We start from the raw sequence: 26,625 nt of genomic DNA on the forward strand, positions 1-26,625 counted from the left end.
GCATGCCGAGAAAGTGCGCCAGGCGCCGTCCGAATTTGAGCCCCGGCCATCCGGACCGGGGCTGCGAACGTTTGCAGGATTGCAGAATCTCCCAGGCAATCCGGGCGGAGCGGAAGGCCGAACCGCGCAGATGCCAAGCGACACGGCCGGGCGCGGGCCTCAACATCGACGCCCGGGCAGGTCGCCCGGGCAGGCTGCGCCCGCCGCGACATGACAGGTCGCAGCGGGCGCCACAATTGCCGATTGTCGGAAAGACCCGACCGGCACGGTCAGTGTACGTAGACCGGCGCCAGATCGTGCTGTCGCGCGGCTGCGAATGCCTGGTCGGCGCTCTCCGCCAAGCCGACATGCTGGCCGTTCGCGGCGAAGATGCCGAAGGCCGGCCCGGCCTGGGTCTCGACCGGGCGGACATAGGCCAGGTCGGGCGCACCGAGCATGGCGAAAGCTTCCGGCGAGAACTGCGACTGCTGCTGCGGCGCTGCGCCGCCGGCATTACCGTGATTGTTCTGGTCCATGACGACCTCCTCTACCTCGGCTCCCGGGTCATCCGGCGGCGCATCGCGGTCCGGTCGGATCCACCCGCCCCGGCCTTGCATGCCAACCCTCCGAAGTGAAAAACCCCCGGGTCCTTACGCGTTCCAAAACTGTCCTATTCCCTGGCCCCGACCGGAACGGAGCCGGTGCCGTCGCCGCCCTTCCTGTCGCGGGTGCGGATCGCGATTCGCTTGACCTGCTGGGCCGGTTCCGGCCGCTGCAGATCGATGTTCAAGAGCCCGTTGTGCAGATCGGCGGCCACCACCTCGATCCCCTCGGCCAGCACGAAGCTGCGCTGGAACTGGCGCGCGGCGATGCCGCGATGCAGGAAAAGCCTGGGGCTCTCCTCGTCGTCGGACTGCCGGCCGCGGATCACCAGCTGGTTGTCCTCCAGGGTGATCGCCAGATCGGCCTCCGAGAAGCCCGCCACCGCAAGAGTGATCCGCAGGGCGTTGTCGCCGCGCTGCTCGATATTGTATGGCGGATAGCCGTCGCTGGAGGTCTTGGCCGCGCGATCGAGAACGCGCTCGATCTGCTCGAAGCCCAGAAGCAGCGGGCTGTTGAATACCGACATGCGGGACATGGTCATCTCCTCCAACAGAAGCGAGTGACGTGGATCGACCCGGCCCCGCACGGGAAGCCTGACGGCCTTCCCGCGGAACCTGCAACCGTCGGCCCAACCGGCGCCGACATGCCAGAGATGTAGGGATGGCAGGCTGCCATTCAAGATCCGCGCCGGCCAGCGCCGGCGCCCGATGCGGCCCAGCGCCGCGCAACCAGACAAGGGCGGAGGGACTGAGGAATGACGGGGTCGAAGGGAGGGGCGCAGATGCGGGATTATGAATCCGGATCGGTGACGGTCGGGGTGGTCGGTGTCGGCGCCATGGGGCGGGGAATCGCGCAGGTCTCCGCCACCGGCGGCATGCAGGTGCGGCTGTTCGACCAGATGGACGGCGCCGCAGAGAAGGGTCGCGCCCTGATCGTGCAGCAGCTGGACCGCCTGGTGGAGAAGGGCCGCATGACCGCCGAGGACGCCGCCGCGGCGGGGGGGCGGCTGCAGGTGGTCGCCTCCCTGGCCGAGATGGCCGATGCCGACCTCGTCGTGGAGGCGGTGATCGAGGATCTGGCGGTGAAGCGCCGGGTCTTCGCCGAACTGGAGAAGGCGGTGCGCCCCGACGCGCTGCTGGCGAGCAACACCTCCTCGATCCGCATCGCCACGATCGCCGCCGACTGCGCCCGCAAGGACCGGGTGGCAGGGCTGCACTTCTTCAACCCCGTGCCGCTGATGAAGCTGGTGGAGGTGATCGCCGCGCCCGACACCAGCGCAGAGGCGCTGCAGGCTTTGTCGGTGCTGGGCAAGCGCATGGGCCGGGTGCCGGTCGTGGTGCAGGACGGCCCCGGCTTCCTGGTCAATCTGGGCGGCCGCGCCTTCACCACCGAGGCGCTGCGCCTGGCCAGCGAAGGCGTGGCCGATCCCGCAGACATCGACACCGTCATGCGCAGCGCCTGCGGCTTCCGCATGGGGCCGTTCGAGCTGATGGACCTGACCGGGATCGACGTGAACTATCCGGTCAGCCAGATCATCTATGGCGGCTTCTACCATGACCGGCGGCTGGCGACCTCGCCGCTGCACCAGGCGATGATGGAAGCCGGGCGTCTGGGCCGGAAGACCGGCCAGGGCTTCTACGACTATGGCGGCGAGGCGCCGGTGCCGGCCATGCGGACGGGCCGCTGCATGGCGCCCGACATGTCGGCCGCCCCGGCCCCCCGCATCGCCCTGGCGGAGCCGGATCGCACCCTGGGCGAACTGCTGGTGGCCGCCGGCGCGGAAGTTGCAGCCGACGACGGGCAGATGCCGATCGCGGCCGCCCCGTTCGGCGAGGACTGCACCGCAATGGCCGCCCGCCTCGGCCTGGACCATCGGCGCCTGGTCGCGATCGACCTGACCGGCGCCGGTCGCGGCTGCCTGACCGTGATGCAGGCCCCGGGCGGCGATATCGCCTGCCGCGACGCGCTGGTCGCGCGGCTGCGCGGGCATGCGGAGCATGTGGTCGCGATCAACGACAGTCCCGGCTTCATCGCCCAGCGGATCCTGCTGATGATCGCCAATCTGGGATGCGAGATGGCGCAGCTCGGGATCGCCACGCCGGAGGATATCGACCGCGCCATGACCCTGGGCCTGAACTACCCGCAGGGCCCGCTGCAGATCGCCGACGCGATCGGCGGCCGCCGCGCGCTGGACGGACTTGCGGTGATCCAGGCGATCACCGGCGACGACCGCTACCGGCCGAGCCTCTGGCTGCGGCGGCGGGGACTACTCGACCTGCCGATGGCGACCCCCGATTCCGGCCCGGCGGCCGGCTGAGGGCGCCGCCGATCCTAGCGGCGACCGGCGGGCGGGCGGCGCAGCGCCTGCCCGCCGCCCTCGATCTCGGCGGAAACCGTGATCCGTTCGCGTTCGGCGCGGCGCGGCGGGCGCCCACCGACATCGCCGGGCGGCGCCGCCGGCGGCCGCGCCGCTTCCGTCCGTGTCCCCCGGAAGCCGGGCGGCGGTGCCTCCTGGGCATCGAACCGGCCGGTGCGGACGCGCACCTCCTCGACATAGACCTTGGGACTGCCGCCCCCGGTGCGGGCCTCCGGCGCGTAGGGTTCCGGCGGCACGCCGCGCCCGGCCGGTGACGCAGAATCGGCGCGGCTTCCCGGAGCGGCGCGCTCGCCCGCCCGGCCGCCTTTGCGACCCAGCACCTCAAGCAGGCGCGGTATCCGCATCCGATCCTCCCGTGCCGCCTATTGCAGCGGAGCGCAGCGAGCGTCGAATGGCACCACCGCGCAGCGTGCGAAGGCGGTGCCATCGCTGCCGCTGAGGGTCAGCTGCCAATCCGCGCCTACAGGTTCCAGCAGCCCGAAGCCGAAGCGGTCCATGGTGATGAAATTTCGTGCCGCCATCCCCCAGGCATCGAAATCCGCCGGCAGGCTTGCCGCTGCACCGCGGGCCAGCATCGTGCCGCCATTCCCCAGGATCAGCTGGTTCGGCCGTCTGGCGATGGTGGCGGCACCCGCCGCCGCGTCCGCCTTCCTGGTTTCGAAACTGAGCGCCTGGAACAGGTGGAAATGGCCGGACAGGATGCCGGTGACCTCCGGCGCCAGCGGGACCGCCGCTTCGGCCGCCTGCAGGACCGCGTTGTAGCCGTCGGCATGGGGATGCGGCCCCTTTGCGCCCTTGATGCGGCCGATCGACCAGAACGGCTTGTGGCTGAGCAGCCAGGTCGGCCGCCCCTCCGCGGCATCCGCATCTGCCGTCGCCAGGCCATTCACCGCATGCAGCAGCGCCTGGTAGTGCGTCACCTGATGCGGCTTCGCCTCGCGGTCGTCGGCATGGGTGCTGTCCAGCACGACCAGGCGCCGCGTTCCGATATCGATCGCGTAGGGGGCTTCGTAGTCACGGCATTCCGGCGTCCAGTCGCGCTCCGCCAGGAACCGGTACCAGCCGCGCCAGGCGCGCCCGCAGGTTTCATGATTGCCGCGCAGCAGCAGCAATGGCGCGGTGGCCAGCATCGGCCCGGCGGGCGCGAAGTAGTCCGCCTGCCAGGTCCCCCAGTTGTAGCCCCATTCGCTGCCGGCACAGCCGCGATCGCCCTCCGGACAGGGGGATTCGCGGTAAAGGTAGTCGCCCACATGCACGATCAGGTCGGGTCGCGCGGCCGCCACGGCCGCCGCCATCGCGGGAAACGGCCAGGCCGCCGGATCGTCGCAGGCCTGCGCGCGACCGCCCTTGATGCGACAGCCGGTATCGCCGATCACGGCGATCCGCTGCGGCGCGGCCTTGGATGTCGGCAGCTCCAGGCTGCCGACCCGCAGCGCGGACGCCCCGGCCGGCAGGTCTGCCTGGCAGCTGGTCACGGCAAAGCCGTTGGCGCGGTCTGCCGGCGCACGGACGCGCATCGGCACCGCCCGCCCGTCGGCGATCAGGTCGGGACAGGCCGTGCCTGCCGGCACCAGGGCCCGGGCCTGCCCGATGCCCGGCGGTACCATCTGCACCCAGGCATAGAGCGGCTCGGTCGCGGCCTGCAGCGGGGCAGGCCCGCCCTGCGGCAGGCCCGATATGGCTAAGGCGGCGATCGCCGCGGCGCCCAGCACATGTCGCAATGAAACCATCGCCCCCTCCCGGATGCCGGCCGGCCGGACCCGCCGACCGGCCCTGCTTATCGCGGCGGGGACGCGGGTGGCAAGACGGTTCGCGTGGGCTGCCGGGTCCGCGACGGGCGGCTATTCGGCGGCAACACCCTGCATCATCGACAGCCCGGGCGGCCGCTCCCGCCCCACCCGGTCCGCCGGGATCAGCAGGGTCACGGTCGTACCGCTGCCGGCTACGCTTTCCAGGCGGACGCTGCCGCCATGGGCCATCATGATGCTGCGGACGATGGTCAGGCCCAGCCCCATGCCCGGCGCGCCGGTCCCGGCCGGCTGCTGGCCGCGCTGGAAGGGCTGAAAAACGCGTTCGAAATCGGCCTCCGGGATGCCACGCCCCCGGTCGCTCACCGCGATGCTCAGATCGCCGGCGGCGAGGCCGGCCTCGATGCGAATCTCGGCCTGGCCTTCGGAATAGCGGATCGCATTGGTCACCAGGTTGATCAGGACCTGGCGCAGCCGCCGGCGGTCGGCACGCAGGATCAGCGCGACGACCCGGGTCTCGATCCGCGGCGGCAGGTAGCGGCCGGCGCAGTTGGCCCGCACAATGCGCAGGGTCTCCGCCAGGAAGCTGCGCAGCTCGATCTCCTCATCCTGCAGCGAGATCTGCCCCTGCACGACCAGCTGCGCATCCGTGACATCGTCGAGCAGGCCCCGCAGATGGGCGGTGGAGGCGACGATGTCCTGCGCGTATTCCAGGTACTTCTCGTTGCCGACCGGGCCGTAGGGCTGTCGTTCGATCAGTTCCGCGAAGCCGCTGATCGCATTGAGCGGCGTCCGGATCTCGTGCGAGACGGTGGCCAGGAAGACGCTCTTCGCCGCGCTCTCGTGCTGGGCCAGCTCCAGGGACTGACGGGCCATGCGGGCGAGCCGCCGGTTACGCCGGATCTCGTCGCCCAGCGACAGGATGAAGACCAGGCCCAGCACCAGCATCACCGCCAGGTAAAGCTCGATCCGCTCGGACTGCGCCTGCAGATCCGCCCGCATCGCCTTGGGCTCGCGGTGCAGCAAGTCCTGCGCGTAGCGCCCGACCGCGTCCTCCTCGGCGGCGAGCAGCGCGCGCGCCTCCTCGATGGCGGCCGGTTCGCCGCGCCCGATCGCCGGCAGAAGATGCTCCAGCCGGTCCAGCGACCGCCGCAACGCGGCCTGCACCTCAAGGGTCTCCGGCATCGCCGCGAGCGGGGCGACCTCCGGCCCGCTGGTCAGCAGGTCGATCCGGCTCCAAAGCAGGTCCGCCTGGATCGCCACTGCCGCCGCAGGATCCGTGCCCGTGCCAGACCCCGGGACTGCTGTCCCGCCGGCACCCGGCTGTGCCAGGGCCAGGACGCGCTGCAGCTTGTGGAACTGGATTGCGAGCTGGTGGACCACCCAGGCCTCGGTCGTTGCGGCATGGCCGAAGCTCTGCTGCTGCCGGTCTAGGTCGCGCGATGACAGTATGAACAGGGCCAGGAAGAGAAGGCTGCCGGCCCCCGCCAGCAGCAGGGAGCCGAGACGCAGGGTCCGCCCGAGGAACGCGTCGCGCCTGACGGCCGGCCCGTTCATCCGCGCCGCTCCGTGCCTGCGGCACTGGCAAGGACTGCCGGCCGGTCGCGGTTCACCCCGGCGGGCAGGCCACGCCGCTGCACTGCCGCCACGACCGGCAGTGCCAGGTCAGCTTCGCTCCCACGGCGTGGTGAGGCTCCCAGCACGTTTTCCGCTTTGTTCTTTGTGGTTGTTGTTGCCGCGCGGCATTGGACAACCGCGCGGGACGCAGCCCGTTTTCACAATCTTTATACGGGATTCCAGGCGGAAAAGCGAGGCCGCGCGCCGGATGCGAGGCAGCCGCCGGTGCGCGGATGCCCTTGCACGGGGCCTTCCGCAATGGGGGGTGGCCTCACCCGGCTGGGGCCCCTGGGACGCCGCCAGCGTCCCAGGGGGGCTAGAGAGATGGGGGGGGTGAAAAGGGGTAAAGGGAAGTGGGACCGGCCGCAGCCTCAGCCCAGCACCCCGGCATTGCGCATCGCGGCGACCTGGTCGTCGGCGAAGCCCCAGTCCTTCAGTGTGGCATCGGCGCCTTCTCCCGGTTTCGGGGCGCGATGGCGGATGCCGCCCGGCGTCCGGGAGAAGCGCGGCGCAGGCCCGGGCTGGGTGATCCCGTCCACTTCCACGAAGGTGCCGCGGGCCTTCATGTGGCCATGCTCCGGCGCCTCCTCCATGCTGAGGACGGGTGCGAAACAGATATCGGACCCCTCCATGATGGCGCACCATTCGTCGCGGGTCTTTTCCTTGAAGGCGGCCGCGAAGTGCTTGCGCAGCGCCGGCCACTGCTCCATGTCGAACTGCGCCGGCAGGTTGGCATCGCCCAGGCCGAGCTTCTCGATCAGTTCCGCGTAGAACTTCTTCTCAATCGACCCGATGGAGATGAACTTGCCGTCCTTCGTCTCATAGACGTCGTACCAGGGCGCGCCGCCGTCCAGGATGTTCACGCCGCGCTCGTCGGCCCAACGCCCGGCCGCCTTCAGGCCGTAGATCGGCGTCATCAGGCTGGCCGCGCCGTCGACCATCGCCGCGTCGACGACCTGGCCCTTGCCGGAGGCACGCGCCTCGATCAGGGCGGCGCAGACGCCGAATGCCAGATAGAGGGCGCCACCGCCGAAATCGCCGACCAGGTTCAGCGGCGGGTAGGGACGGTCCTTGGGCCCGACGGCATGCAGCGCGCCGGTCAGCGAGATATAGTTGATGTCATGGCCGGCGGCATGGGCCATCGGCCCCTCCTGTCCCCAGCCCGTCATCCGGCCGAAGACCAGCTTCGGATTGCGCTCCAGGCAGATCTCCGGGCCCAGGCCCAGCCGCTCCATCACGCCGGGGCGGAAGCCCTCGATCACCGCGTCTGCCTTCGCGATCAGCTGCAGCGCCGTCTCGATCGCCTCGGGCTTCTTCAGGTCCAGCGCCACCGAGCGGCGGCCACGCCCCAGCACGTCGAAGCGCGGATCGACCGGCACGCCCAGATCCGCCGCCGCCGTGCGGTCGATGCGCAGGACGTCCGCGCCCTGGTCCGCCAGCAACATGCCGCAGAACGGCCCGGGGCCGATCCCGGCGAATTCGACAACCTTGACACCCGACAAGGGTCCCATCTCACTTCCTCCCGAGAATCTGATCGATAAGCCGATCCGTTGTATCAGCGCTTGAGCTTGCGTTCGAACAGGGCGAACGCCTTCGTCCAGGCCCGCTCCGCCGCGTCGTGCCGGTAGACCTCGCGTTCGTAGAACGAGAACCCGTGGTCGGTATCGGGAAAGGTCTCGATCTCGAAGGTCGCGCCGGCCTCCTCCAGCGCCTTGCGGAGGGTCGGTTCGACATTGTCCGGCACGTGGCGGTCGCGCTCGGCGAAGGCGAAATACCCCTCGCCGCGCATCCGCCCGGCCAGCAGGTGCGGCGAATCTTCCTCAGCCGTGACGATACCGACGCCGTACATCGACACCCCGGCCACGATCTCCTCCGGAAAGGTCCCCAGCGCGGTCATCACGGTCTTGCCCGTCATGCAGAAGCCGATGCAGCCCCGGGCGCCGGCGGCGGCATGGGGATGGCGGTCCAGCCAGTTCAGCACCGCCCTGGTATCCTCCATGGACAGGGCGTTGGTGAAGCCCTCCATGGCCGCGAAGATCACCTTGTACTGCGCCTCCGACCGGGGCGGCGGCGCGAACCGCAGGGTGCCGACCCGGTAGTAGAGGTCCGGCAGCACCACCAGATAGCCGTGGCTGGCGATCCGCCGCGCCATGTCGCGCAGTTCCTCGCGGATGCCGGGCGCGTCCATGTAGAAGATGATCGCCGGATGTCTGCCGTCGCCGTCGGGTCGGGCAACGAACGCCGGCAGCGGCCGGTGGCCGGTGAGAATCTCGACTTCGCCCTCGATCATGCCGGGCATCCTCCCCCATTGATGTTCTTCGGCCGGCCCCCTCCTGCCGGCAGCACCCAGAGTAAGGATGTCGCCACGGCAGACAAGCGGCCACCGGCGCTCGGCAGCCTCCGACAGGGGCGTCCGGCGCCCCCGGGACGACAGGTCGCCGCAGGCGATGCCATACTCCCGCACGCATGCAGCCGCAGGAGGAATGGAGATGGCCGAAATCGTCGTCAGGCGCCGGGTGGAGCGGAGCGCCGATGCGCTGTGGAAGCTGCTCGGCGACTTTTCCTGCCTCGACAGGATCGCGCCGCCGGTCGCGGCATGCGCCTGCGAGGCGAACGAAGCCGGCGCCCTTCGCACACTGACCCTGCGCGACGGCGGCAAGATCGTGGAACGCCTAGACCTGCAGGACGACGCCGCGCGACGGCAGCGCTATTCGATGCTCGAAGGCCCGCTGCCGCTGCAGAACTATGTCGGCGAGCTTCAGGTGACGCCGGACGGCGAGGCCGCCTGCACCGTCGCCTGGACGGCCAGCTATGCCCCCGATGCCGGCGCCGAGGCCGAGCTGGAGCAGATCATCCGCGCCCTGTTCGAGGGCACGATCGACAACGCCGTCCGGCAGGCTTAGCCCCCGGGCGGCGATCTGCCGACCGGGGGACACCGTTCAGACCCGCTGCATGTCAGGTGGCCTGGTCGGCCCCAGCAGCAGCCAGAGGATGAAGCCCAGCAGCGGGAAGATCAGGATCAGCAGGATCCAGAGCACCTTCCAGATGGTCGCCGCCTCGCTCTGCACGATGCGCACGCAGGCATAGACGTCGAGGGCGAGCAGGATCAGGCCGAACAGGCCCAATCCGGTGGTATCAAGCATCGACAGGTCTCCGTCTCACTTCGGTCCGGCAATAAGCCAGACGATGAAGCCCAGCACGGGGAAGATGATGATGCCCAGGATCCACAGCACCTTTGCCAGGGTCGAGGCACCGCTCTGCACCACGCGGACGATGGCATAGATGTCGGCAATGAGAACCAGAATGCCAATGAGGGCTTCGAACATTTCCCGCAGCTCCTGTCGTTTCGGATGTCCAGCAGGGAACGCGCCGGCACCGCTTCGGTTCCCGTCCGACGCGGTCCGGGCGAGGTCGGCGGCCTGTTATTCCGCGGGATAGGCCTGCATGCCACCCGGCCGGCCAGGCAACTCGCCAGAGGGCAACTCGGCAGAGGGCGGCTTGCCCGGCGGCAGCCTTCCCGGCGGCGGATTGTCGGCGCCGGGATGCTCCGGAAACGCCATCTCGATGCCCTGCTCATGCAGGCTGCGCCAGATCTCCTGGTGCACACTGTGCCGGATGAAGTGGTAGTCGGTCTTCGCCAGCTCCATCCACCATGTCACCCGGAAACGGTGGAAGGCGCCGAACTCCAGGACCTTGACCCCGTCGTTGTGGACCATGAAGCGGTCGACATCGTCCTGCTGCCCGGTGGCGGCGAGCGCCTCGCGGATGCGTGCCTCGGCGGCGCGGATCGCCTCGAACGCCTGCACCGGATCGTAGCTCGCGGGCACGAAGACCTCGCGCTCGTCCCGGGTGGCGCCGGAAGCGGACAGGTTGATGATTTCCCCCTCCGACATCTTGCCGTTGGGCACGCTGAGCTGGACACCGTCCAGGCCGCAGACCCGGGTCGTCCGCCAGGTGATGTCGGTGACGATGCCGGTGAAATCCTCCACCTGCACCATGTCGCCGACCTTGAAGGGCCGCTCGATGTTCAGGACGATGCCGGAGAAGACATTGGCGATGTTCGCCTGCACCGCCAGGCCGATCACCAGGGTCAGCAGGCCGGAGGTCGCCAGCAGGCTGGTCAGCTGCTGGTCGAAGACGAAGCCGACGATGCCGAAGATTGCGAACAGGTAGATGCAGGCCGCCGCGAACAGGCGGACGACGTTGGGGATCTTTCGCTGCGAGCGGATCTCCAGCGGCACCCAGATGAAGCGCTCCATCGCGCTGGCCGCCAGCCGCGCAGGGACCAGCCACCACAGCGACAGGTAGACCATCAGCAGGATGTCGATCTCCGCCGCGCTCCAGTTGTTGTAGGCATGCTCCAGCGCCAGGGAGCCGACCGAGAACAGCAGCAGCGGCCAGGCGACGATGCGGATGCACAGGGTCTGCACCCGCCAGAACTGGCCGCGGTCGCGACGGTCCATGGCGGCGGCGAAGACCGAGGCGACGAAGCTGAAGATGGCGATGTAGAAGAGCCAGTTCTTCGGCACCAGGGCGCCGACCTCGATCTCGTCGGGCACCAGGATCGCGCCGAAGTCGATGCGGGTGAATTCCGGCTCCGGCTTGCCATAGCCGACATAGGAGGGGTCGCCCTCGCTGGAGACGTCGGCCAGTTCCTGGCTGATCCAGGCCCGGTCCGGGCGCCACTGCGCCAGCGGCGCGAAGACCCGCCGGCCGACCAGGCCCTCCAGCAGGCCGTCGGCGGATCCCGACGGATCCAGCGCCTGCGCGAGCGCGGCAAAGCCGGTGAGGTTCAGGCTGTCGCCGGTCTGCGTGTCCGCCGAACTGTCGCGCTGCAGCACCTCCAGCAGGGTGGAGGAGCCCGCCAGCCCCATCCCCAGCACGTCTGAGACGTACATCAGGTTGTTCTGGCTGAGCAGGCGGTGGTGGAAGGCAAGCCCGATGACCACGGAACCGTAGGGCCGGGAGACGTCGGAGAAGTTCGTCTTGAAGCTGCCCTTCACCCGGTAGGCGGCATAGCGGATGTCGCCGTCGAGCGACTCGCGGATCGGTTCCTCCAGCGCAACCGGCTCCACGGCGTTGATGAAGACCAGGTCCTGCGGCGCGAAATCGCCGCGGTAGCGGAACCAGATGATGAACTCCAGCTCCGCCAGGCCGGTATCCAGGTCCATCTGGCTGACGTTCAGCAGCTGGATGCCGGTATAGACGACGTTGGTCTTGTACATGAACCGGTCGTTCACGTAGAGGACCTTGCCCTCCTTCAGCAGGTCCAGATAGCCGGTGACGCCCTGCTCCAGGATCGGCTGCAGCTGGGTCATCGCCGAGATCAGGCTGATGCCGTTGTAGAGCCCCACCTGAACCGGCGTGGTGTTCTGCCCCGCATCGCCGAAATAGCGGTTGCCGCCGACGCTCTTCACCCCGTCCTCGGGCCGGGTCAGGCCGCCGAGGGCGCGCATCAGGGCCGACCGCGCCGCTGCGCCGTCGGCCTCCGAGGTCAGACCGCCGCGCGCGATCTGGCGCCGCAGCATCGCGGCCACCAGATTGAAATCGTCGAAGGTGAAGGCCGACAGCCAGTCCGGCGAATAGTCATGCGCCTCGATGAAGTCGGTCTGGAAGGCCTGCGCGACCTCGGTCGCCGTGTCGAACAGCAGCGGCGTCGCCGCCAGCACGCCGTCCGTCACCCCGGGCGCCTGGTCGACCTTGGGCATCGACAGGGCGACCGCGCGGGCAAAGGCGGTGGTGGCCATGTCGGCGAGGCCGACGACCGGGTTGCGCACGCCGGAACGGCGCAGGGCGACAAGCAGGGTCGCCGTGTCGTCGGGATCGCCCTGGACGAAGACATGGCCCAGGATCTTCTTTTCCTGGATCTCGGCAGCGATCGCCAGCGCCCGGTCGGTCAGGATCGGGTCCGACGGCGCATAGGACCACATGTTCAGCACCCTTGTGCCGAAGCGCTGGTAGGTCTTGTCGAAGGTCTGCGCCAGGTCGCGCCCTTCGGCGCTGTCGGCATGGATGATGGAGGCGGTCTTCTCCCCCACCACGTTGCGGACATAGTTCGCCATGAAGCGCGTCTGCGCCGTCTTGTCGAAGACGGTCGCGAAGACATTGTCCAGCTCCGCCGCCAGGCCCGCCGGGGCGGAGGCAGGCAGGATCATCGGCAGGCCGGCGGCGGCATAGACGGGTGCTGCCGCGGCGGAGGCCTGCGGCGCCCAATGGCCGATCACCGCGACGATGCTGTCGTCGGCGACGATCTCTTCCGCCCGTTGCCGCGCCAGGTCCGGGTCGTTGCGATCGTCGAACGCGGCCAGGGCAATGCCGCGGCCGGCCACGCCTTCGGCGCGGTTGAGCTGCCGCACGGCCAGGCTGGCGCCGCGGCGCATCGCCAGGCCGGTCTCCGCCGCCGGCCCGGACATCGGACCGACGACCGCGATGCGGTAGGGATTGTCCTGGTCCGCCTCCAGCACCGTGAAGCGGACCGCCAGCGACAACAGGGTGCCCACCAGGACGATCACGCCCAGGATCACCAGGAACATGTCCCGCTTGGTCAGCGGGCCGTCCCCGAAGAGCATCTGCCGCAGGCGCCGGACCATCCCGCTCAGGCCACCGTGAAGGTGACGTCGTGGTAGCTGACGGTGCTGCCGTCGTCGATCGCGACCTGGAAGCTGTCGTCGCTGCCGCCGCCGTCATGGTCGTAGATATATTCGTTCCCGGACATCGTCAGGGTCCCGTGTTCCGGCGCATCGGCGAGATGATAGCTCAAACCCGCCGACACCGCCGAGCCCTGCCCGTCGGCACCGAGCAGCAGGCCCTTGTAGACGGCATTGTTGGCGATCTGCACCGACTTCATGTCGGCGGCCGCGGCGCCGTTCTGCAGGCTGCCGTTATGGCCGTTGCCGCTGCCGTCCACCACCTGTCCGCCGGACACGGTGTCGCCGTCGAACTGCAGCACCAGGTTGGCGGTCGTCTGGTCGACCTTGCGGGTCATGCCATTCTGGATCTCCGCCTCGCTCAGCGCCCTGTCCCAGACCCGGATCTCGCTCATCTGGCCGTCGAAATAGCGGCTGCCGCTCGTCGTGTCGCGGCCAATGAGCAGCGCGGTGTCCGTGACGGCTCCCAACTGCCGCGCTCCGCTCGCCACCTCGCTGCCGTCCTTGTACAGGCGCGCAGTCGTGCCGTCATAGGCGAAGGCCACGTGGGTCCATTCGTCGGCCACAATCGTGCCTGCCCCGGTCTCCAGCAGGGGATCCACATTGCCGTTGTAGAATCCCAGGATGCCGTCGCGGACGTAGAGGCGGTAGTTGGTGTCCGTACCGCTGGAATGGTCGGACTTCTCGAACAGGTTGTATTCGCGACTCATGTCATCCAGGCGGATCCAGGCCTCCAGGGTGATCGGGTCGGTGGCGCCGAAATCCAGGTCGGCATGATCCGCGACCGAGATATGGTCGTCGCTGCCGTCGAAGCCGATGGCATGCATCGCCGCCAGGGTCGGGGCCGTGTTGGTGCCGTCGACGGTCACGTTGACGGTATGGGACAGGTTGGCCGCGCCGTCGGAGATCGTCACGACGAAGCTGTCGTTGCTGCCATCGCCGTTATGGTCGTAGGTGAAGCGGTTGCCGTTCAGGGTGACGCTGCCATGTTCCGGCGCCTGGGCGATACTGTAGGTCAGGCCGTAGGTCAGGGGGTCGATATCGGCATCGCCGCCCAGCAGCAGCCCATAGTGGATGCCGTCGTTTGTCACCGTCACGCCGGCTGTGGAGAGCCGCACCGCGCCGTTCGTCAGGGTGGCGTCCTGGGCGGTGCCGGCATCGTCGCCGACCGTCGCGCCGGATCCGGCGAAGTCCAGATCCAGGACCAGGTCCGCGGCATCGCTCGCGGTGTCCTGGGTCATCAGCTTCTGCACTTCGGTCAGGCTCAGCGCCTTGCTCCAGATCCGGGTTTCCGCGACCTGGCCGTCATAGTAGCGGCCGTCCTGCGCACGGCCGATATAGAGCTCGTGGCTGCTGAGGTCGGCATTCGCCCAGCCGCCGGTGGCCGCCTGGGCACCGTTGATGAAAATGGTGGCCGTGCCGGCGCCGTCATAGCTGGCGACGACATGGTGCCAGCGCCCCGCTGTCACCGTCTGGGTGTCGGCATAGAGGTCGGCCGTGCCGCCGGACGAGTTCCGATTGAACAGCCGGATGCCGCCGTCATCGAGCTCCAGCCGGAAACTGGTGTCGTTGATGCCGCCGCCCCAGCGCTTGTCCATCAGGACGGTGGTGCCGGCGACGTCGTCCGGGTTGATCCACATCTCCAGCGCGAAGGCGTCGCTGCCGGTGAAGTCGAGATCGTCATGGTCGGCGACCACCAGATGATCATCGCTGCCGTCCAGGTTCGCGACCTGGTTCTCCGACAGGGTCGGCGTTGCATTCGTCGTGTTGACCGCGAAGGTCTTCAGGCTGCGGCTGCTGCCGTCAGAAACCCAGATCGAGAAGCTGTCGTCCTGGCCGTCGCCGACATGGTCGTAGGTGAAGCGGTTGCCGTCCAGGGTCAGGCTGCCATGGACGGGCTTGCCCGCGATCTCGTAGCTCAGCGCCGTACTACGCACCGCGCTGTCGCCATCGTCCGCCAGCAGCAGGCCGCGATAGACGGCGTCGTTCTGCACGTCGACCGACAGCAGGCTGGACCGGGTCGGGCCGTTCACCAGGGTGCCGTTCTGGGCGGACTGGCCGGCATCGTCGATGACGGTGGTGGTGCTGCCTTCGAAGCCGAAGCGGGTGCCCAGGGGACGGTCGGTATCGGCGGCGGCACGGGTCATGCCGGCCTGGATCTCCGCCTGGCTGAGCGCCTCGGTCCAGTAGCGGAACTCCGCCATCTGCCCGTCATAGTGCCGGCCGGTGCCGGAACTGTCGCGGCCGATCAGCACCTCGCCGCCGGTTGTCGCGCCATAGTCCCAGCCCGCATGGCTGCCGACCCCGGCGCCGTTCAGGTAGAAATTCACATTGCCGGAGCCGTCGCGGGTCACGGCGACATGCTGCCATTCGCCCGCGGCGACCGTGCTGCTGGTCTGGTCGATATTGCTGCCGCTGCTGCCGCTGGAATGCAGGCGCAGGACGCCGCTGGCCAGCAGTTCTAGCCGGTAGTTGCTGGTGTCCGTCGACAGGTCCACCGGCTTGTCGAACAGGGTCATGTGCGTGCCGATGGCGTCGGTCTTGATCCAAGCCTCCAGGGTGAAGGCGTCGGAGCCGGTCCGGTCCCAGCCGCTGGAATCGGGAACGGAGACATAATCGTCGGTACCGTCGAAGACCAGCGCGTTCAACTGGTCGAAGCGCGGTGCGCGCGCCGAATTGTCGACCGTGACATTGACCACCTGGCTGAGGGTCAGGGAGCCGTCGGAGATCGCCACCGTGAAGCTGTCGCTGGCCGTGTTCGAACCGTCATGGACATAAAGATAGCGGTTGCCGTCGAAGGTCACGGTGCCGTTCGACGGGCCGGAGGAGAGGCTGTAGTTCAGCTGCCCGGCCAGCGGCGTGGTCTCCGCGTCGTTCGCCAGCAGCAGCCCGCCATGGCTGCCGTCGCGCAGCACCGATATCGTCGTGGCCGACAGCCTTTGCGCCCCGCTGATGGTGCCGTTCTGCGCGGCTCCGGCATCGTCGGTCAGGGTCGTGCCGGAACCGCCGAGGTCGAGGTCCAGCACCAGCCCGTTCAGGTCGGTTGTGGCCTCCTGGGTCATCAGGTTCTGGATCTCGGCCTCGCTGACCTGCCGGTTCCAGACCCGGACATCGCCGATCTCGCCACCGAAGAAGCGGCCGTCGAAGGCCTTGCCGAGCCAGAGTTCGCCGCTGCCGGCAATCCGTGGCGTCCAGCTGCCCGAGGCGATCTCCGTGCCGCCCAGAAAGAGGCGGCCGGTGCCGGATCCGTCGTAGGTGAAGGCCAGATGGTTCCAGATGCCGGAGACGATGCCCGCATCGGCGGCATTCAGTTCGCTGGTCGTCGTGCCGTCGCCGCTCCAGATCCGAACGGTGCCCTGGTCGAGTTCCAGCCGGAAGTCGCTCGCATTGATCGAGGTGGAGGCGGACTTGTCGAGCAGCGCCATGTTGGCGGCAATATCGTCGGGCTTCACCCAGAGGTCGAGAGAGAAGGCTTCCGCCGCCGCGAAGGAGAGGTCGGCGTGATGGCCGACGGCAACGAAGTCGTCATTGCCGTCGAAGCGCAGGCTGTTGCTCTCCGCCAGCACCGGCGGGTCGTTGTCGACCAGGGTGACGGTGATCGTGCGCCGGGTCAGCGCGGTGCCGTCGCTGACATAGATGTCGAAACTGTCGTTCTGGCCGTCGCCGGCATGGTCGTAGGTGAACTTGTTGCCGCTGAGGGTCAGTGTGCCGTGGGTCGGCCGCGATGCGATCGAGTAGGTCAGGCCCTGGCTGATTCCATTGGCGTCGGCATCGTCGCCCAGCACGATGCCCTGATAGATTTCGTCATTGGCGATCTGCAGGGCGGTCAGGTCGACCCGGGTCGCACCGTTCTTCAGGGTGCCGTTCTGGGCGACGCTTCCGCCCTGGTCCACGACCGAGGTGCCGCTGCCGTCGAGATTGTAGTGCGCCCAGAGCCGGCTGATGCTCTCGCCGGTCTTGCGCGACATGGCGTCCTGGATCTCCGACTGGGTCAGTACCCGTTCCCAGAGCTGGATCTGCGCCATCTCGCCGTCGAGATGGCGGCCGGCGCCGTCGCGGCCGACATAGAACGGCCCGGAACCCTCGGTATCGAACCGCCAGTTGGAATCGGTGCCGACCAGCCGGCCATCAATGTACATCCGCATGGTGCCGTTGTCGGTGCCGGCAACCGCTACATGGTACCATGTGCCGGCCTGCATCGCCGGCCCGCCGCTCTGGTTGAACTGTCCGTTCTCCCCGTTCCACAGCCGCAGCTGGCCGTTAACCACCTCCAGGCGCCAGTTCGTCGAATTGCTGTTTGCGCTGTGCGGCTTGTCGAAGACCGGCACATGCGACACGTCGTCGAGCTTGATCCATGCCGAGGCCGTCAGATCCACCATGCCGGCGCCACGCTCGAATACGCCATGGTCAGCGAACTGGATATGGTCGTTCACCCCGTCGAAGCGGATCGCGTTCAGCGAAGGGGTGGTGGGTGCCCGATTGCCCGTATCGACGGAGACGTTGACCGTCTGCACGACGCTGGCGGTGCCGTCGGAGATGGTGACCTGGAAGCTGTCGGCGCCGTTGTTCGAACCGTCATGGGCATAGGTGTAGGTATTGCCGGACAGGGACACGGAGCCGCGCGACGGCCCCGACGACACCGAATAGGTCAGGGACGCCGCGGTCGGGTCCAGGTCGATGTCGCTGGACAGCAGCATGCCGCGATAGGCCTCGCCGCGGGAAATGCCGAAGCTGTGCAGCGCATCCCATGCAGGGCCGTTCTCCAGGGTGCCGTTCTGCGCCGCGCCTGCCGCGTCGGTCAGGGTCGTACCGCTGCCGGAGAAGTCGTAGTCGGCGACCAGGCCGGTATGGTCGCGGGCGGTGTCCTGGCGCATCAGGGTCTGCAGTTCGGACTGCGACACCGCGCGGTTCCAGATCCGAAGGTCCGCCATCTCGCCGTCGAAATAGCTGCCGTTGAGGGTGCGGCCGATGCTCAGGTCGCCGTCCACCTCGCCGCCGGGCGACCAGGCCGTGCTGCCGACCGCGGTCCCGTCGCTGTAGAGGGTGAGGTTGGTGCCGTCATAGACCATGGCGACATGCGCCCAGGTGCCGGCCGCCACGCTGGCCGCTCCGGCCTGGAAATCGCCGCTGGGGGTCGAGTAGGCGCCCAGCTTCCCGTTCTCGACATAAAAATGATAGCCGGTTGTGCTGCCGTTGGCGGCGGGCTTGTCGATAATCGCCTGCCGCCCGGCCAGGGCATCGAGGCGGATCCAGGCCTCGATCGAGAAGGCTTCGCCGGCCGCGAAGTCAAGATCGTCATGATCGGCGACCACGACCCCATCGTTCACCCCGTCGAAGCGCAGGGCGCTGCCCTGCGGCGCGGCCGGCGCATCGTTGCTGCCGCTCACGGTCACCGTCAGGGTGCCGCTGCCCGCGGACCCGCTGTCGTCGGTGAAGCCGTAGCTGATGACCACTTGTTCGGTCGTGCCGGCGGCCAGCCGGTCGAAATCGTCGCCCAGGGTGAAGCGCAGCTTGTTGTCGACGATGGCGACACTGCCCTGCCCCGCGGCCACCGAGGCGGAGGTCAGGGTGAAGGTCGCCGGCCCGTCATCGCCGTCGACATCGGTATCATTGGCCAGCACATCGACCGTCAGCGATGCCGCATCCTCGCCCGCGGCGGCGCTGTTGGCCACGCCGACCGGTGCGTCGTTCGCCCCCGTCACGGTCAGGGTCGCGGTGCCGATCGCGGTCGCACCGCTGTCATCGGCCATGACGTAGCTGACTGTCACCGTGGCGGTGTCGCCTGCATCCAGCGACTGATAGCTGCTGCCCGGGTCGTAGCGCAGTTCGCCGTTCACCACCGACACGGAGCCGGTACCGGAACTGACGCTGGCCGACTGCAGAACGAAGTTGGTCGCATTGTCGTCGCCGTCGACGTCGGTGTCGTTGGCCAGCACGTCCAGGGTCAGGGTGCCATCCTCGGACAGGCTGCCGGTATCGGCCACCGCGACGGGGGCGTCGTTGACGCCGCGGATCGTCAGGGTGGCGACCGCCTCCGACTCCAGCCCCTCATCGTCGGCCATGGTGTAGGCGACCGTCACCGTGGCGCTGTCGCCCTCGTCCAGGTCCTGATAGGCGGTGCCGGGATCGTAGGACAACTTGCCGTTGGCGATGCCGGAACTGCCCAAGCCGTCGGTCTGGGCGACCGAGACCAGGGTGAAGTTGCCCGTATGGTCGCTGCCGTCGACATCGGTGTCGTTGGCCAGCAGGTCCAGGGTGAGGGTTTCGTCTTCGCTGATCGTCGCGGTGTCGTCGACCGCGACGGGCGCATCGTTGCGGCCCTCCAGCAGGATGGTCAGCGTGGCAGCGGCAGTGGCGCCGGTGCTGTCCGCCACCACGTAGTTGATCGCCACCTCTGCGGTATCGTCGGAGTCCAGCATCTGGTAGCTGGATGCCGGGGTGAAGTACAGCAGGCCGCCGCCATGGGTCAGGGTGCCGGCGCCGCTGGCGAAACCGTAGGAGACGAGGCTCAGCCCGGCGGCGCCGTCCTCGGCATCGCCATCGTTCGCCGTCACGCCGAAGATCTTCGTCTCGTCCTCATGCGCCCGGGTATAGTCCGCGGTCGCGAAGGGCAGGTCGTTGCTGCCGGTCACGGTGACGGCAAGCTCGGACCTTGACTGCAGGCCGCCGGCATCCGTCGCCGTATAGGAGATCGTCACGACCTCGCTCTCGCCGGCGGCCAGATGGTCGAAGTCGCTGCCCGGGTCGAAGCGGATCGCATTGCCGACGATGGCGACCGTGCCCCGGGTGCCCGCACCGCCGCCGGAGCCGCCGCCGACGATGGCCGCGTCGGTCAGGCTCAGGCTGTCGCCGGTATCGGGGTCGCTGTCGTTGGCCAGGACAGCGTAGGTGAGGACCCCGTTCTCGTCGGTCGAGGCGGCGTCCGCCCCGGCGGTCGGCGCATCGTTGACCCCGGTGATCGTCAGGGTGACGGCGCCGCTGCCGGTGGCGCCGGCACGATCGCTGACCGTGTAGGTCAGGGTGACGGTCTGGCTGGTGCCGCTGGCCAGGTTGCGGAAATCGCTGCCGGCATCGAAAAGGATCCGTCCGTCCTCGATCCGCGCCGTGCCGCGTGCCGGGCTGGAGAGCGCGGTGAGGCTCAGGCTGTCGCCGGCATCGGGGTCGGCATCGTTGGCCAGGACGTCGATGCTGCGGCTGCTGCCGGCGGCCAGGGTGACGGCATCCGCGACCGGCACCGGCGCGGCATTGCTTGGGCCCAGGTCGTCGCCGCCCGCACCGCCGGTCACCGTGTCGCTGCCGCCCGACCCGCCTGTGCTGCCGCCGTCGGCGGCTGCGTCACCGGACCCGCCGCCGGCCGTGCCCGAGCCCTGGTTCGCCGCCGTCGTCGTGGTGCCGGCGGTGGTCGTTGCCGTGGTCGTTGTGGTGGTCGTCGTCGTGGTGGTCGTCGTGGTCTGGCTGCCCGTGTCGGTGCCGGTCGCGGCATTGCCGGTCCCGGCCCTGCCGCCTGCCGACGCAGCCGACTGGCCAACGGCGCTGCCGGATCCGCTGTTGCCGGACCCGCTGTTGCCGGACCCGCTGTTGCCGGTCCCGAGACCACCGGCGCCGTTGCCGGCGAGGGTCACCGTGGGAGTGAAGCCGGCGGGCGCCCGGGCCGGGGCCTGCTGCCCCTGATTGTCCTGTCCGGTGCCATCCGCGCCCTGGCCTTCGGTACCCTGGCCTTCGGTACCCTGGCCTTCCGCGCCCTGGCCACCCTGGTCCTGGACGCCATCGCCGGCCGCACCGCCTGGACCTGCGGCGGCGGCGCCCCCCTGCCCGGTCCCGGCATTACCCGCCACACCGGGCTGTCCGCCGACGCCCTGGCTGCCTGCAGCCTGCCCGCCATCGCCCACCGCCCGCACGGCCTGGGTCACGCCATCGCCGGCAGCACCGTCGCTGCCGCTCGCCCCCTGCCCGGTGGCGGCACCGCCGTCGGAGCCCTGCGCCACCTGCACCGTCCCGGCATCCGCGGCGGATCCGCCGGCGCCCGCGTTCGACTGGCCGCCCGCGGCAGGCGATATCGCCGCCAGCGCCCGGGCGATCACGTCCAGCCCGCCATCACCGCCATCGCCGGCGGAGCTGCCCGCATTGCCAGAGCCGGAACCGCTGCCCTGCGGACCACTACCCTGCGACAGGGCGAGGATCGTCTGGTCGGAAACCGGCACCGCCTGGGCCTGGGCCGTCGCCGCCGCGGCATCGCCGGCAATGCGGGCCTGGTTCACCGAAGCCGCCGCATCGCTGCCGCCGGCGAGCGAGGCGATGAGCTGGCTGGCAAAAGCCTCTCCGCCGCCATTGGACAGGCTGGCCACCGCCAGGCCCGCATCGGCGGCATCGCCGGAGGCCAGCGCCGCGACCAGCTGGTCGGCGGCCGAAACCGCAACCCCCTGGCTGGCCTGGGCACTCTGCGCGGCGGAGGCTGCCTCGCCGCCGCTGCGGATCGCGCCGGCCATGTCGCCGCCCTGCGCCAGGCTGGCCGCCAGGGCCTGGGCGAAGACCTGGCCGCCGGCCTCGCCACCGACCGCCGCCAGCGCCTGGTCGACCTGCTGGCCATTGGCCAGCGCCTGCGCCAGCTGGTCGGCGGCGGACAGCTCCACCGCCTGTTCGGCCGCCGCGCTCTCGGCCTGGTCGGCGGCGGCATCTGCACTGGCCACCGCCTCGCCGACATCGCTGCCCTCCGCCAGGGCACGCTGCAGCGCCTCCGCAAAGGCATCGCCCGATGCCCCCTCCAGGCCGAACTGCCGCAGGATCGCATCGAAGCCCTCGGACCCGGCGCCGGCCGACAGGGCCAGGCGCAGCTGGTCCGCCGGCGACATCGGCACGGCACTTTCGGCAATCGCCGCAGCGGCGGCCTCCGCCTGGCCGGCGGCGGCATCCGCCGCCGCGCCGGTTGCGATGCCGTCGCCGAGGGCCCGCGCCAATGCGCCCTCGAAGACCGCCGCACCGTCACCGTCCAGACCGGCACGCGCCGCGGCCTCGGCGATCGCGGTTCCCGCATCGCTGCCGGAGGCAAGCGCCTCGGCCAGGCTGTCGCCCGGCTCGGCCCCTGCTGCTGCGTCCGCCAGCGCGGCCGTCACCGACGACTGCGCGGCCGCAATCGCTTCTGTCGGGGCAATGCCATCCGCCAGGCTCTGCTGCAGGGTCGCGACGAACTCCGCCTGCGCGGCGGCCAGCGCCTCGCCCTCCAGCCCCTCGGTGCCGGGCAGGGTTTCCAGCAGCCGGGTCACCGCCTGGTCGATACCCTCGCCGCCGGCCAGGGCGGTCAGCAGCTGATCGGCAGGATCAGGGCCCTCCACGGTGCCGAACTGCAGGGCGTCGTTGAACGCCCGCTGCGCCAGCTCATCGCCACCCCCCGGATCCGCCAGACCGCGCACGACGAGGTCGATATAGAGGCCTGCCGCCAGGTCGGCGCTGTCGGCCGTGGCACCCTCCGCGATGGCGAAGTCGCGGACGGCATTGCGCAGCGCCTCGAGCCGGGTATCGACCGCCTCGCCGCCGGCGGCGGTGACCAGCACCGCCTCGTGGATCTCCTGTGGCACCGGCAGGGTGCGGCCGCCGAGGGCGATGCCGGCATTGCCGCCGGAGGCGGCGGAGTCCGGCCGTGCCCCGGCGGCGTCGCTGCCGTCAGGGGCGTTCTCGAAACGGGATGAGACCGGTTCCTCGACAGCCATTCAGCCAACCCAACCCGCCCCGACCGGCAGGCCACACGAAAATCGTCCCCCAACGGGACAGGCACAGCTGACCCGGCGTCGCAAAACGTTTCATTTTGCGATTGATTGTCAGCTTTTCCCGAAATTACGCAAGTTGCATACCGCTGCACGGCAGGACCGAATGCCGGTCAGCGCTCCCGCATCGCGGTGGTGGTGGTGCGCAGCAGCGGGTCCAGGATATAGCCCGCCACGGTCCGTTCGCCGATCAGGATGTTGCAGACCAGGCGCATGCCCGGATAGAGCCGGTAGGCGATCCGGCCGGCACCGAAGCTTTCCGCCTCCGGCCGGATTCGCACCAGGTAGTAGGGCGCCCCCTGTTCGGTCAGCAATGCGTCGGGGGCCACGCCGACCACCTCGCCGGCGATGGTGCCGAACTGCTGGGAATCCGATGCGGTCAGGCTCAGCTGCACCGGCTGGCCGGCATGCACGAAGCCGATATCCTCCACCGGCAGGCGGGCATCGACCACCAGGCTGTCGTCCACCGGCACGATCTCCGCCATCACGTCGCCGGGCTGCACCACGCCGCCCACCGTCTTCACCGCCAGCGACTTCACGATGCCATCGACCGGCGAGCGGATCTCGGACCGTTCCTTGGCATCGGCGAACTTGCGCAGGCGCTGGCTCAACTCCTCGAACTCCCGGCGCCGCTCCCCCAGCTCGCGCCTGGCTTCCTCGGCGAAACGCTCCGCCACCTCCGCCTCGCGGTTGCGGGCCTCCTCCAGCGCCGCCTCGGTCCGCACCAGCAGCGCCTGATCTTCCCGCAGGCCACCCTCCAGCGAGGTCAGGTCCTTCACCAGGTTCAGGTGGGTCATGCGGTTGGTGATGTCGCGGTCGAGCAGCTGCTTGCTGATCCGCACCTGCTCCTGCAGATGCCCGCGCAGGGCGCGGTTCGTCTCGATCCGGGCCTTCACCTCGCGGATCTCCTGCTCGCGCTGGATCACCGCCTGGCTCTGCGCCTCCAGTTCCGCCCCCAGGCGCTTGCGGCGGGTCTCCATCAGCGCCTCGGCCGCTTCCAGCTGCGCCGGCACGGCGGCGACAAGGTCGTCCGGGAAGTCGATCTGCGGCCGCGCCGCGATCTCCGCCTCCAGCCGGGCGATGTCGATGCGCAGGGCGCGCAGCCGGGCCTGCAGCTCGTCGACGTCGGACTCGCTGCGGGTGCTGTCCAGCCGCACCAGCGGCTCGCCCGCCTTCACCACCTGGCGCTCCTGCACCAGGATCTCGCGCACGATGCCGCCCTCCAGGTGCTGCACCGTCTTCACGCTGCTGCCCGGCACCACCTCTCCGATCGCCGTGCTGACGATCTCCAGGGTGCCCAGGGTGGCCCAGGCCGCGGCCAGGACCACCAGGCCGGCGGCGAGCGCCAGGAAGATGGTCGTGCCGCGGCCGACCTTCTCCCCGACATCCACCGTGGCGCCGGGCGTCTCCGCCTGCGGAATCTCCTCCAGGCCGCTCATCGGCCCGCCTCGATCGACGCCGGCTGGCCGGCGGGCCCGCCCTGGCCCGCGCGCCGAAGCTGCGGCCGCGGCTTCTCGTCCAGGTCCAATTCCAGCCCCGCCGCCCTGACGATCCGCGGGTCATGGGAGGACAGGCAGATGGTCCGGCCCTGCCGCGCCAGCTCGATCAGCAGGTCGTACATCGCACGCACCCCTTCCTGGTCCAGCCCCTCCGTCGGCTCGTCCAGCAGCACCAGCCGGCCGTCGGTCGCCAGTGCCCGCGCCAGCGCCAGCTTGCGCCTTATGCCGCGGGCCAGGGTCATGCCGTCGCCGGATATCGGCGTGTCCAGGCCCTTCGGGCTGGCCAGGACATGCGCCGCCGCGCCGGCCTGCTCCAGGCAGCGGTGCCAGCCGGCCTCCGGCAGGTCGGGATTGGCATCGGACAGGTTCTCCCGGATCGTGCCGTTCACGAAGGTCGGCTCCTGCGGCAGATAGATCAGCTGGCGGCGCCACCAGGACGGCGCCAGCTGGCGGATATCGGTGCCGTCGGCCAGGATCTGGCCGCGGTCGGGCTGCACCAGGCCGGCGATCAGCCGCATCATGCTGCTCTTGCCGGCGCCGTTGCGGCCGGTCAGCACCAGCACCGCGCCCGGCTCCAGCGCCAGGGAGACACCTTCGAACAGCGGCGCGGGCGCGCCCGGCGGCGTGTAGGCCAGGTCCCGCAGTTCCAGCCGGCCGGCGAAGCGGCCCAGGGCGCCGCCGCCCTCCGCCTCCTGCGGGAGGGCGGCCAGCGCCTGCGCCCGCCGCCGTGCCTCGCCGGCACGGGTCAGCGCGGCCAGCAGCCCCGCCAGCCGGTTCGTCGGCTGCAGCGCGCGGGTCGCCAGGATGTTGGCGCCGATCAGCGCGCCGACGCTGAGATCGCCGCGCACCGCCTGCACCGCGCCGACCGCGATGATGCCGACGGTGGTCACCGCCTGCAGCGCCATCGCGCCGCTCTGCAGCAGCCCGTCGCGCTGTGCCGCCTGGCGGCGCAGCGCCTGCAGCTGCGCCAGGTTGCCGGTCCAGGCGGCGATCAGCCGCGGCGCGGCGCCGAACAGCCGCACCGCTTCCGCCCCGCCGATCAGGCTGGCGACCAGGCCATGGGCGGTGGCCCGCCGTTCCACCGACGCCCGGGTCACCTGGCGCATCGCCGCCTGATGCGCCAGGCCCATGCCGACCGAAAGCAGCAGCGCGCAGAACAGCACCAGCGCCAGTACCGGGCTGATCAGATAGACCACCAGGCCGTAGAGCAGCACGAAAGGCAGGTCGATCCAGCCGACCAGGCCGGTGGCGGAATAGGCGGCCTCCGCCTGCTCCAGCCCCAGCACCGCCTCCCGCGCCTGGCCCGGCGGCAGGCGCTCCAGCGCCGCGGAGCGGGCCGTCGCCAGCACGCCATAGGCGCCGATGCCGATGTTCAGGTCCGCCCGGCCGCTCAGGGTGGCGGCCAGCCGCAGCCGCACGATGCGGAAGCCTGCCTCGAAGGCGATCGCCAGCAGCACGCCGACGGTCAGGGTCGCCAGTGTGGTGTCGACCCCGTGGCTGACATAGCGGTTCAGCACCTGGATGACATAGAGCGCAGAGATCAGGCCCAGCAGATGCGCCAGCATCGAGGCCAGCAGGATCAGGCCGGTGACCCCCGGACGGCTGCGGAAGCGGCGCAGCAGCTCCGTCACGGCTCCGGCCTGTCGCCAGAGGGGCTGTCAGGACGCGGCCGGCTAGAGCGGGGCATGGTCGAAGGGCAGTTTCGCCATGAAGGCCAGTTCCGCCTCGGAGAAGCCCTTGAACAGAATCACCCAGCCGCGATTGTCGCGGTTGGAGCGCACCGGGTAGTAGGCCGCGATGTCATGGCCGGCCAGCAGGTCGGCGATCACCGCCATGTTGCAGGGCACCCCCTGATACATGTCGAAGCCCCATTTGGGCTGGCCCGGCACCTCGAAATCGTCCACCACGACGATGCATTGCGGCAGGGTCAGAATCGTCGCGATCTCGTCGCGCAGCGGCCAGTATTCGCCCCAATGGGCATCCAGGTAGAAGAACCAGGGATCCCGGTCGTGGATCACGCCTTCGGCCAGCAGCCGCTTCAGCTCCGCCTCGGAACTTCCCTCGACGATCGCGATGTTCGGATTGCTGGCGAACAGCCGGCGCGAACGGTCGGCGTAATGGGCGTTGTTCTCGATCGAGAACAGGGAGAAACGGGTGTTGGGCAGGGCGCGGAATACCGGATAGGGGATATAGGCGTTCCAGGGATTGGCGCCGCCGCGCACCTGATAGTTGTCGTAATGGGTCAGCACGCCGAAGCCGGGATGCAGTTCGGCGAACCAGGCGGAGACCTCGGCCACCGTCTCCCCCATGTAGAGGCCGGTCTCCACGAACCGCCGGATCCCCAGTTCCGCTATCACCGCCTTGCACAGGTGGTCGATCATGCCGTCCTTCCGCCCG

Annotated in this window: 16 protein-coding genes; 2 read left to right on the forward strand and 14 right to left on the reverse strand. The window is 69.6% G+C overall.

The features are described 5' to 3' along the window. Positions 1–269: 269 nt before the first annotated feature. Together ACFOGJ_RS23120 and ACFOGJ_RS23125 are read right to left on the reverse strand one after the other, a co-directional pair. Positions 270–515, reverse strand: coding sequence for a DUF1150 family protein (locus ACFOGJ_RS23120; protein ID WP_379905060.1), 246 nt, complete (start codon positions 513–515; stop codon positions 270–272). 134 nt (positions 516–649) lie between these two features. Then, on the reverse strand, positions 650–1,117 hold the full coding sequence (locus tag ACFOGJ_RS23125; protein ID WP_379905062.1) for an Hsp20 family protein: 468 nt from the start codon (positions 1,115–1,117) through the stop codon (positions 650–652). 246 nt (positions 1,118–1,363) lie between these two features. On the opposite strand from ACFOGJ_RS23125, the gene ACFOGJ_RS23130 reads away from it, so the two are divergent. Next, entirely contained in the window at positions 1,364–2,899 is a 1,536-nt protein-coding gene (locus ACFOGJ_RS23130; RefSeq protein WP_379905064.1) for a 3-hydroxyacyl-CoA dehydrogenase, read from the forward strand. A gap of 14 nt (positions 2,900–2,913) precedes the next feature. Here ACFOGJ_RS23130 and ACFOGJ_RS23135 read toward each other — a convergent pair whose 3' ends face one another. From ACFOGJ_RS23135 to ACFOGJ_RS23155, 5 genes are all read right to left on the reverse strand, one after another. Further along, a complete protein-coding gene (locus tag ACFOGJ_RS23135) occupies positions 2,914–3,303 on the reverse strand; it encodes a hypothetical protein (RefSeq protein WP_379905066.1) in 390 nt (129 codons plus the stop codon). 18 nt (positions 3,304–3,321) lie between these two features. Further along, entirely contained in the window at positions 3,322–4,689 is a 1,368-nt protein-coding gene (locus ACFOGJ_RS23140; RefSeq protein WP_379905068.1) for a metallophosphoesterase, read from the reverse strand. A 111-nt stretch (positions 4,690–4,800) separates the two neighbouring features. Beyond that, positions 4,801–6,264, reverse strand: a complete 1,464-nt coding sequence (locus tag ACFOGJ_RS23145) for a sensor histidine kinase (RefSeq protein ID WP_379905070.1) — start codon at positions 6,262–6,264, stop codon at positions 4,801–4,803. 431 nt (positions 6,265–6,695) lie between these two features. Beyond that, a complete protein-coding gene (locus ACFOGJ_RS23150; protein WP_379905072.1) occupies positions 6,696–7,835 on the reverse strand; it encodes a CaiB/BaiF CoA transferase family protein in 1,140 nt (379 codons plus the stop codon). Positions 7,836–7,879: 44 nt separating this feature from the next. Next, positions 7,880–8,614, reverse strand: coding sequence for a dienelactone hydrolase family protein (locus tag ACFOGJ_RS23155; protein WP_379905073.1), 735 nt, complete (start codon positions 8,612–8,614; stop codon positions 7,880–7,882). 199 nt (positions 8,615–8,813) lie between these two features. On the opposite strand from ACFOGJ_RS23155, the gene ACFOGJ_RS23160 reads away from it, so the two are divergent. Next, positions 8,814–9,227 (forward strand): SRPBCC family protein, encoded by a 414-nt coding sequence (locus tag ACFOGJ_RS23160; protein WP_379905076.1) that lies wholly within the window; start codon positions 8,814–8,816, stop codon positions 9,225–9,227. Between the two features lie 36 nt (positions 9,228–9,263). Here ACFOGJ_RS23160 and ACFOGJ_RS23165 read toward each other — a convergent pair whose 3' ends face one another. From ACFOGJ_RS23165 to ACFOGJ_RS23195, 7 genes are all read right to left on the reverse strand, one after another. Next, the gene (locus ACFOGJ_RS23165; RefSeq protein WP_379905079.1) at positions 9,264–9,467 is read right to left on the reverse strand and encodes a PLDc N-terminal domain-containing protein; all 204 of its coding nucleotides are present in this window, start codon (positions 9,465–9,467) and stop codon (positions 9,264–9,266) included. Positions 9,468–9,482: 15 nt separating this feature from the next. Beyond that, positions 9,483–9,650 carry a PLDc N-terminal domain-containing protein gene (locus ACFOGJ_RS23170; protein ID WP_379905082.1) on the reverse strand — a complete coding sequence of 56 codons (168 nt, stop codon included), beginning with the start codon at positions 9,648–9,650 and terminating at the stop codon, positions 9,483–9,485. A 96-nt stretch (positions 9,651–9,746) separates the two neighbouring features. After that, positions 9,747–12,893, reverse strand: a complete 3,147-nt coding sequence (locus tag ACFOGJ_RS23175) for an ABC transporter substrate-binding protein (protein ID WP_379905084.1) — start codon at positions 12,891–12,893, stop codon at positions 9,747–9,749. 26 nt (positions 12,894–12,919) lie between these two features. Further along, a complete protein-coding gene (locus tag ACFOGJ_RS23180; protein ID WP_379905086.1) occupies positions 12,920–22,675 on the reverse strand; it encodes a LamG-like jellyroll fold domain-containing protein in 9,756 nt (3,251 codons plus the stop codon). Between the two features lie 167 nt (positions 22,676–22,842). Further along, positions 22,843–24,168, reverse strand: coding sequence for an HlyD family type I secretion periplasmic adaptor subunit (locus ACFOGJ_RS23185; protein ID WP_379905089.1), 1,326 nt, complete (start codon positions 24,166–24,168; stop codon positions 22,843–22,845). Then, positions 24,165–25,859, reverse strand: a complete 1,695-nt coding sequence (locus ACFOGJ_RS23190; protein ID WP_379905091.1) for a peptidase domain-containing ABC transporter — start codon at positions 25,857–25,859, stop codon at positions 24,165–24,167. Before ACFOGJ_RS23190 ends, ACFOGJ_RS23185 begins: the two co-directional genes overlap by 4 nt. A 42-nt stretch (positions 25,860–25,901) precedes the next feature. Next, positions 25,902–26,609, reverse strand: a complete 708-nt coding sequence (locus tag ACFOGJ_RS23195; RefSeq protein ID WP_379905093.1) for a hypothetical protein — start codon at positions 26,607–26,609, stop codon at positions 25,902–25,904. Positions 26,610–26,625: the final 16 nt, after the last annotated feature.

The sequence above is a fragment of the Marinibaculum pumilum genome, assembly GCF_042646425.1.
Classification (GTDB): Bacteria; Pseudomonadota; Alphaproteobacteria; order Ferrovibrionales; family Ferrovibrionaceae; genus Marinibaculum; species Marinibaculum pumilum.

What these genes read in the sequence shown, in the direction of transcription:
- ACFOGJ_RS23120 (WP_379905060.1), bottom strand. Translation starts at nt 515, where the DNA reads ATGGACCAGAACAATCACGGTAATGCCGGCGGCGCAGCGCCGCAGCAG.
- ACFOGJ_RS23125 (WP_379905062.1), bottom strand. Translation starts at nt 1,117, where the DNA reads ATGTCCCGCATGTCGGTATTCAACAGCCCGCTGCTTCTGGGCTTCGAG.
- ACFOGJ_RS23130 (WP_379905064.1), top strand. Translation starts at nt 1,364, where the DNA reads ATGCGGGATTATGAATCCGGATCGGTGACGGTCGGGGTGGTCGGTGTC.
- ACFOGJ_RS23135 (WP_379905066.1), bottom strand. Translation starts at nt 3,303, where the DNA reads ATGCGGATACCGCGCCTGCTTGAGGTGCTGGGTCGCAAAGGCGGCCGG.
- ACFOGJ_RS23140 (WP_379905068.1), bottom strand. Translation starts at nt 4,689, where the DNA reads ATGGTTTCATTGCGACATGTGCTGGGCGCCGCGGCGATCGCCGCCTTA.
- ACFOGJ_RS23145 (WP_379905070.1), bottom strand. Translation starts at nt 6,264, where the DNA reads ATGAACGGGCCGGCCGTCAGGCGCGACGCGTTCCTCGGGCGGACCCTG.
- ACFOGJ_RS23150 (WP_379905072.1), bottom strand. Translation starts at nt 7,835, where the DNA reads ATGGGACCCTTGTCGGGTGTCAAGGTTGTCGAATTCGCCGGGATCGGC.
- ACFOGJ_RS23155 (WP_379905073.1), bottom strand. Translation starts at nt 8,614, where the DNA reads ATGATCGAGGGCGAAGTCGAGATTCTCACCGGCCACCGGCCGCTGCCG.
- ACFOGJ_RS23160 (WP_379905076.1), top strand. Translation starts at nt 8,814, where the DNA reads ATGGCCGAAATCGTCGTCAGGCGCCGGGTGGAGCGGAGCGCCGATGCG.
- ACFOGJ_RS23165 (WP_379905079.1), bottom strand. Translation starts at nt 9,467, where the DNA reads ATGCTTGATACCACCGGATTGGGCCTGTTCGGCCTGATCCTGCTCGCC.
- ACFOGJ_RS23170 (WP_379905082.1), bottom strand. Translation starts at nt 9,650, where the DNA reads ATGTTCGAAGCCCTCATTGGCATTCTGGTTCTCATTGCCGACATCTAT.
- ACFOGJ_RS23175 (WP_379905084.1), bottom strand. Translation starts at nt 12,893, where the DNA reads ATGCTCTTCGGGGACGGCCCGCTGACCAAGCGGGACATGTTCCTGGTG.
- ACFOGJ_RS23180 (WP_379905086.1), bottom strand. Translation starts at nt 22,675, where the DNA reads ATGGCTGTCGAGGAACCGGTCTCATCCCGTTTCGAGAACGCCCCTGAC.
- ACFOGJ_RS23185 (WP_379905089.1), bottom strand. Translation starts at nt 24,168, where the DNA reads ATGAGCGGCCTGGAGGAGATTCCGCAGGCGGAGACGCCCGGCGCCACG.
- ACFOGJ_RS23195 (WP_379905093.1), bottom strand. Translation starts at nt 26,609, where the DNA reads ATGATCGACCACCTGTGCAAGGCGGTGATAGCGGAACTGGGGATCCGG.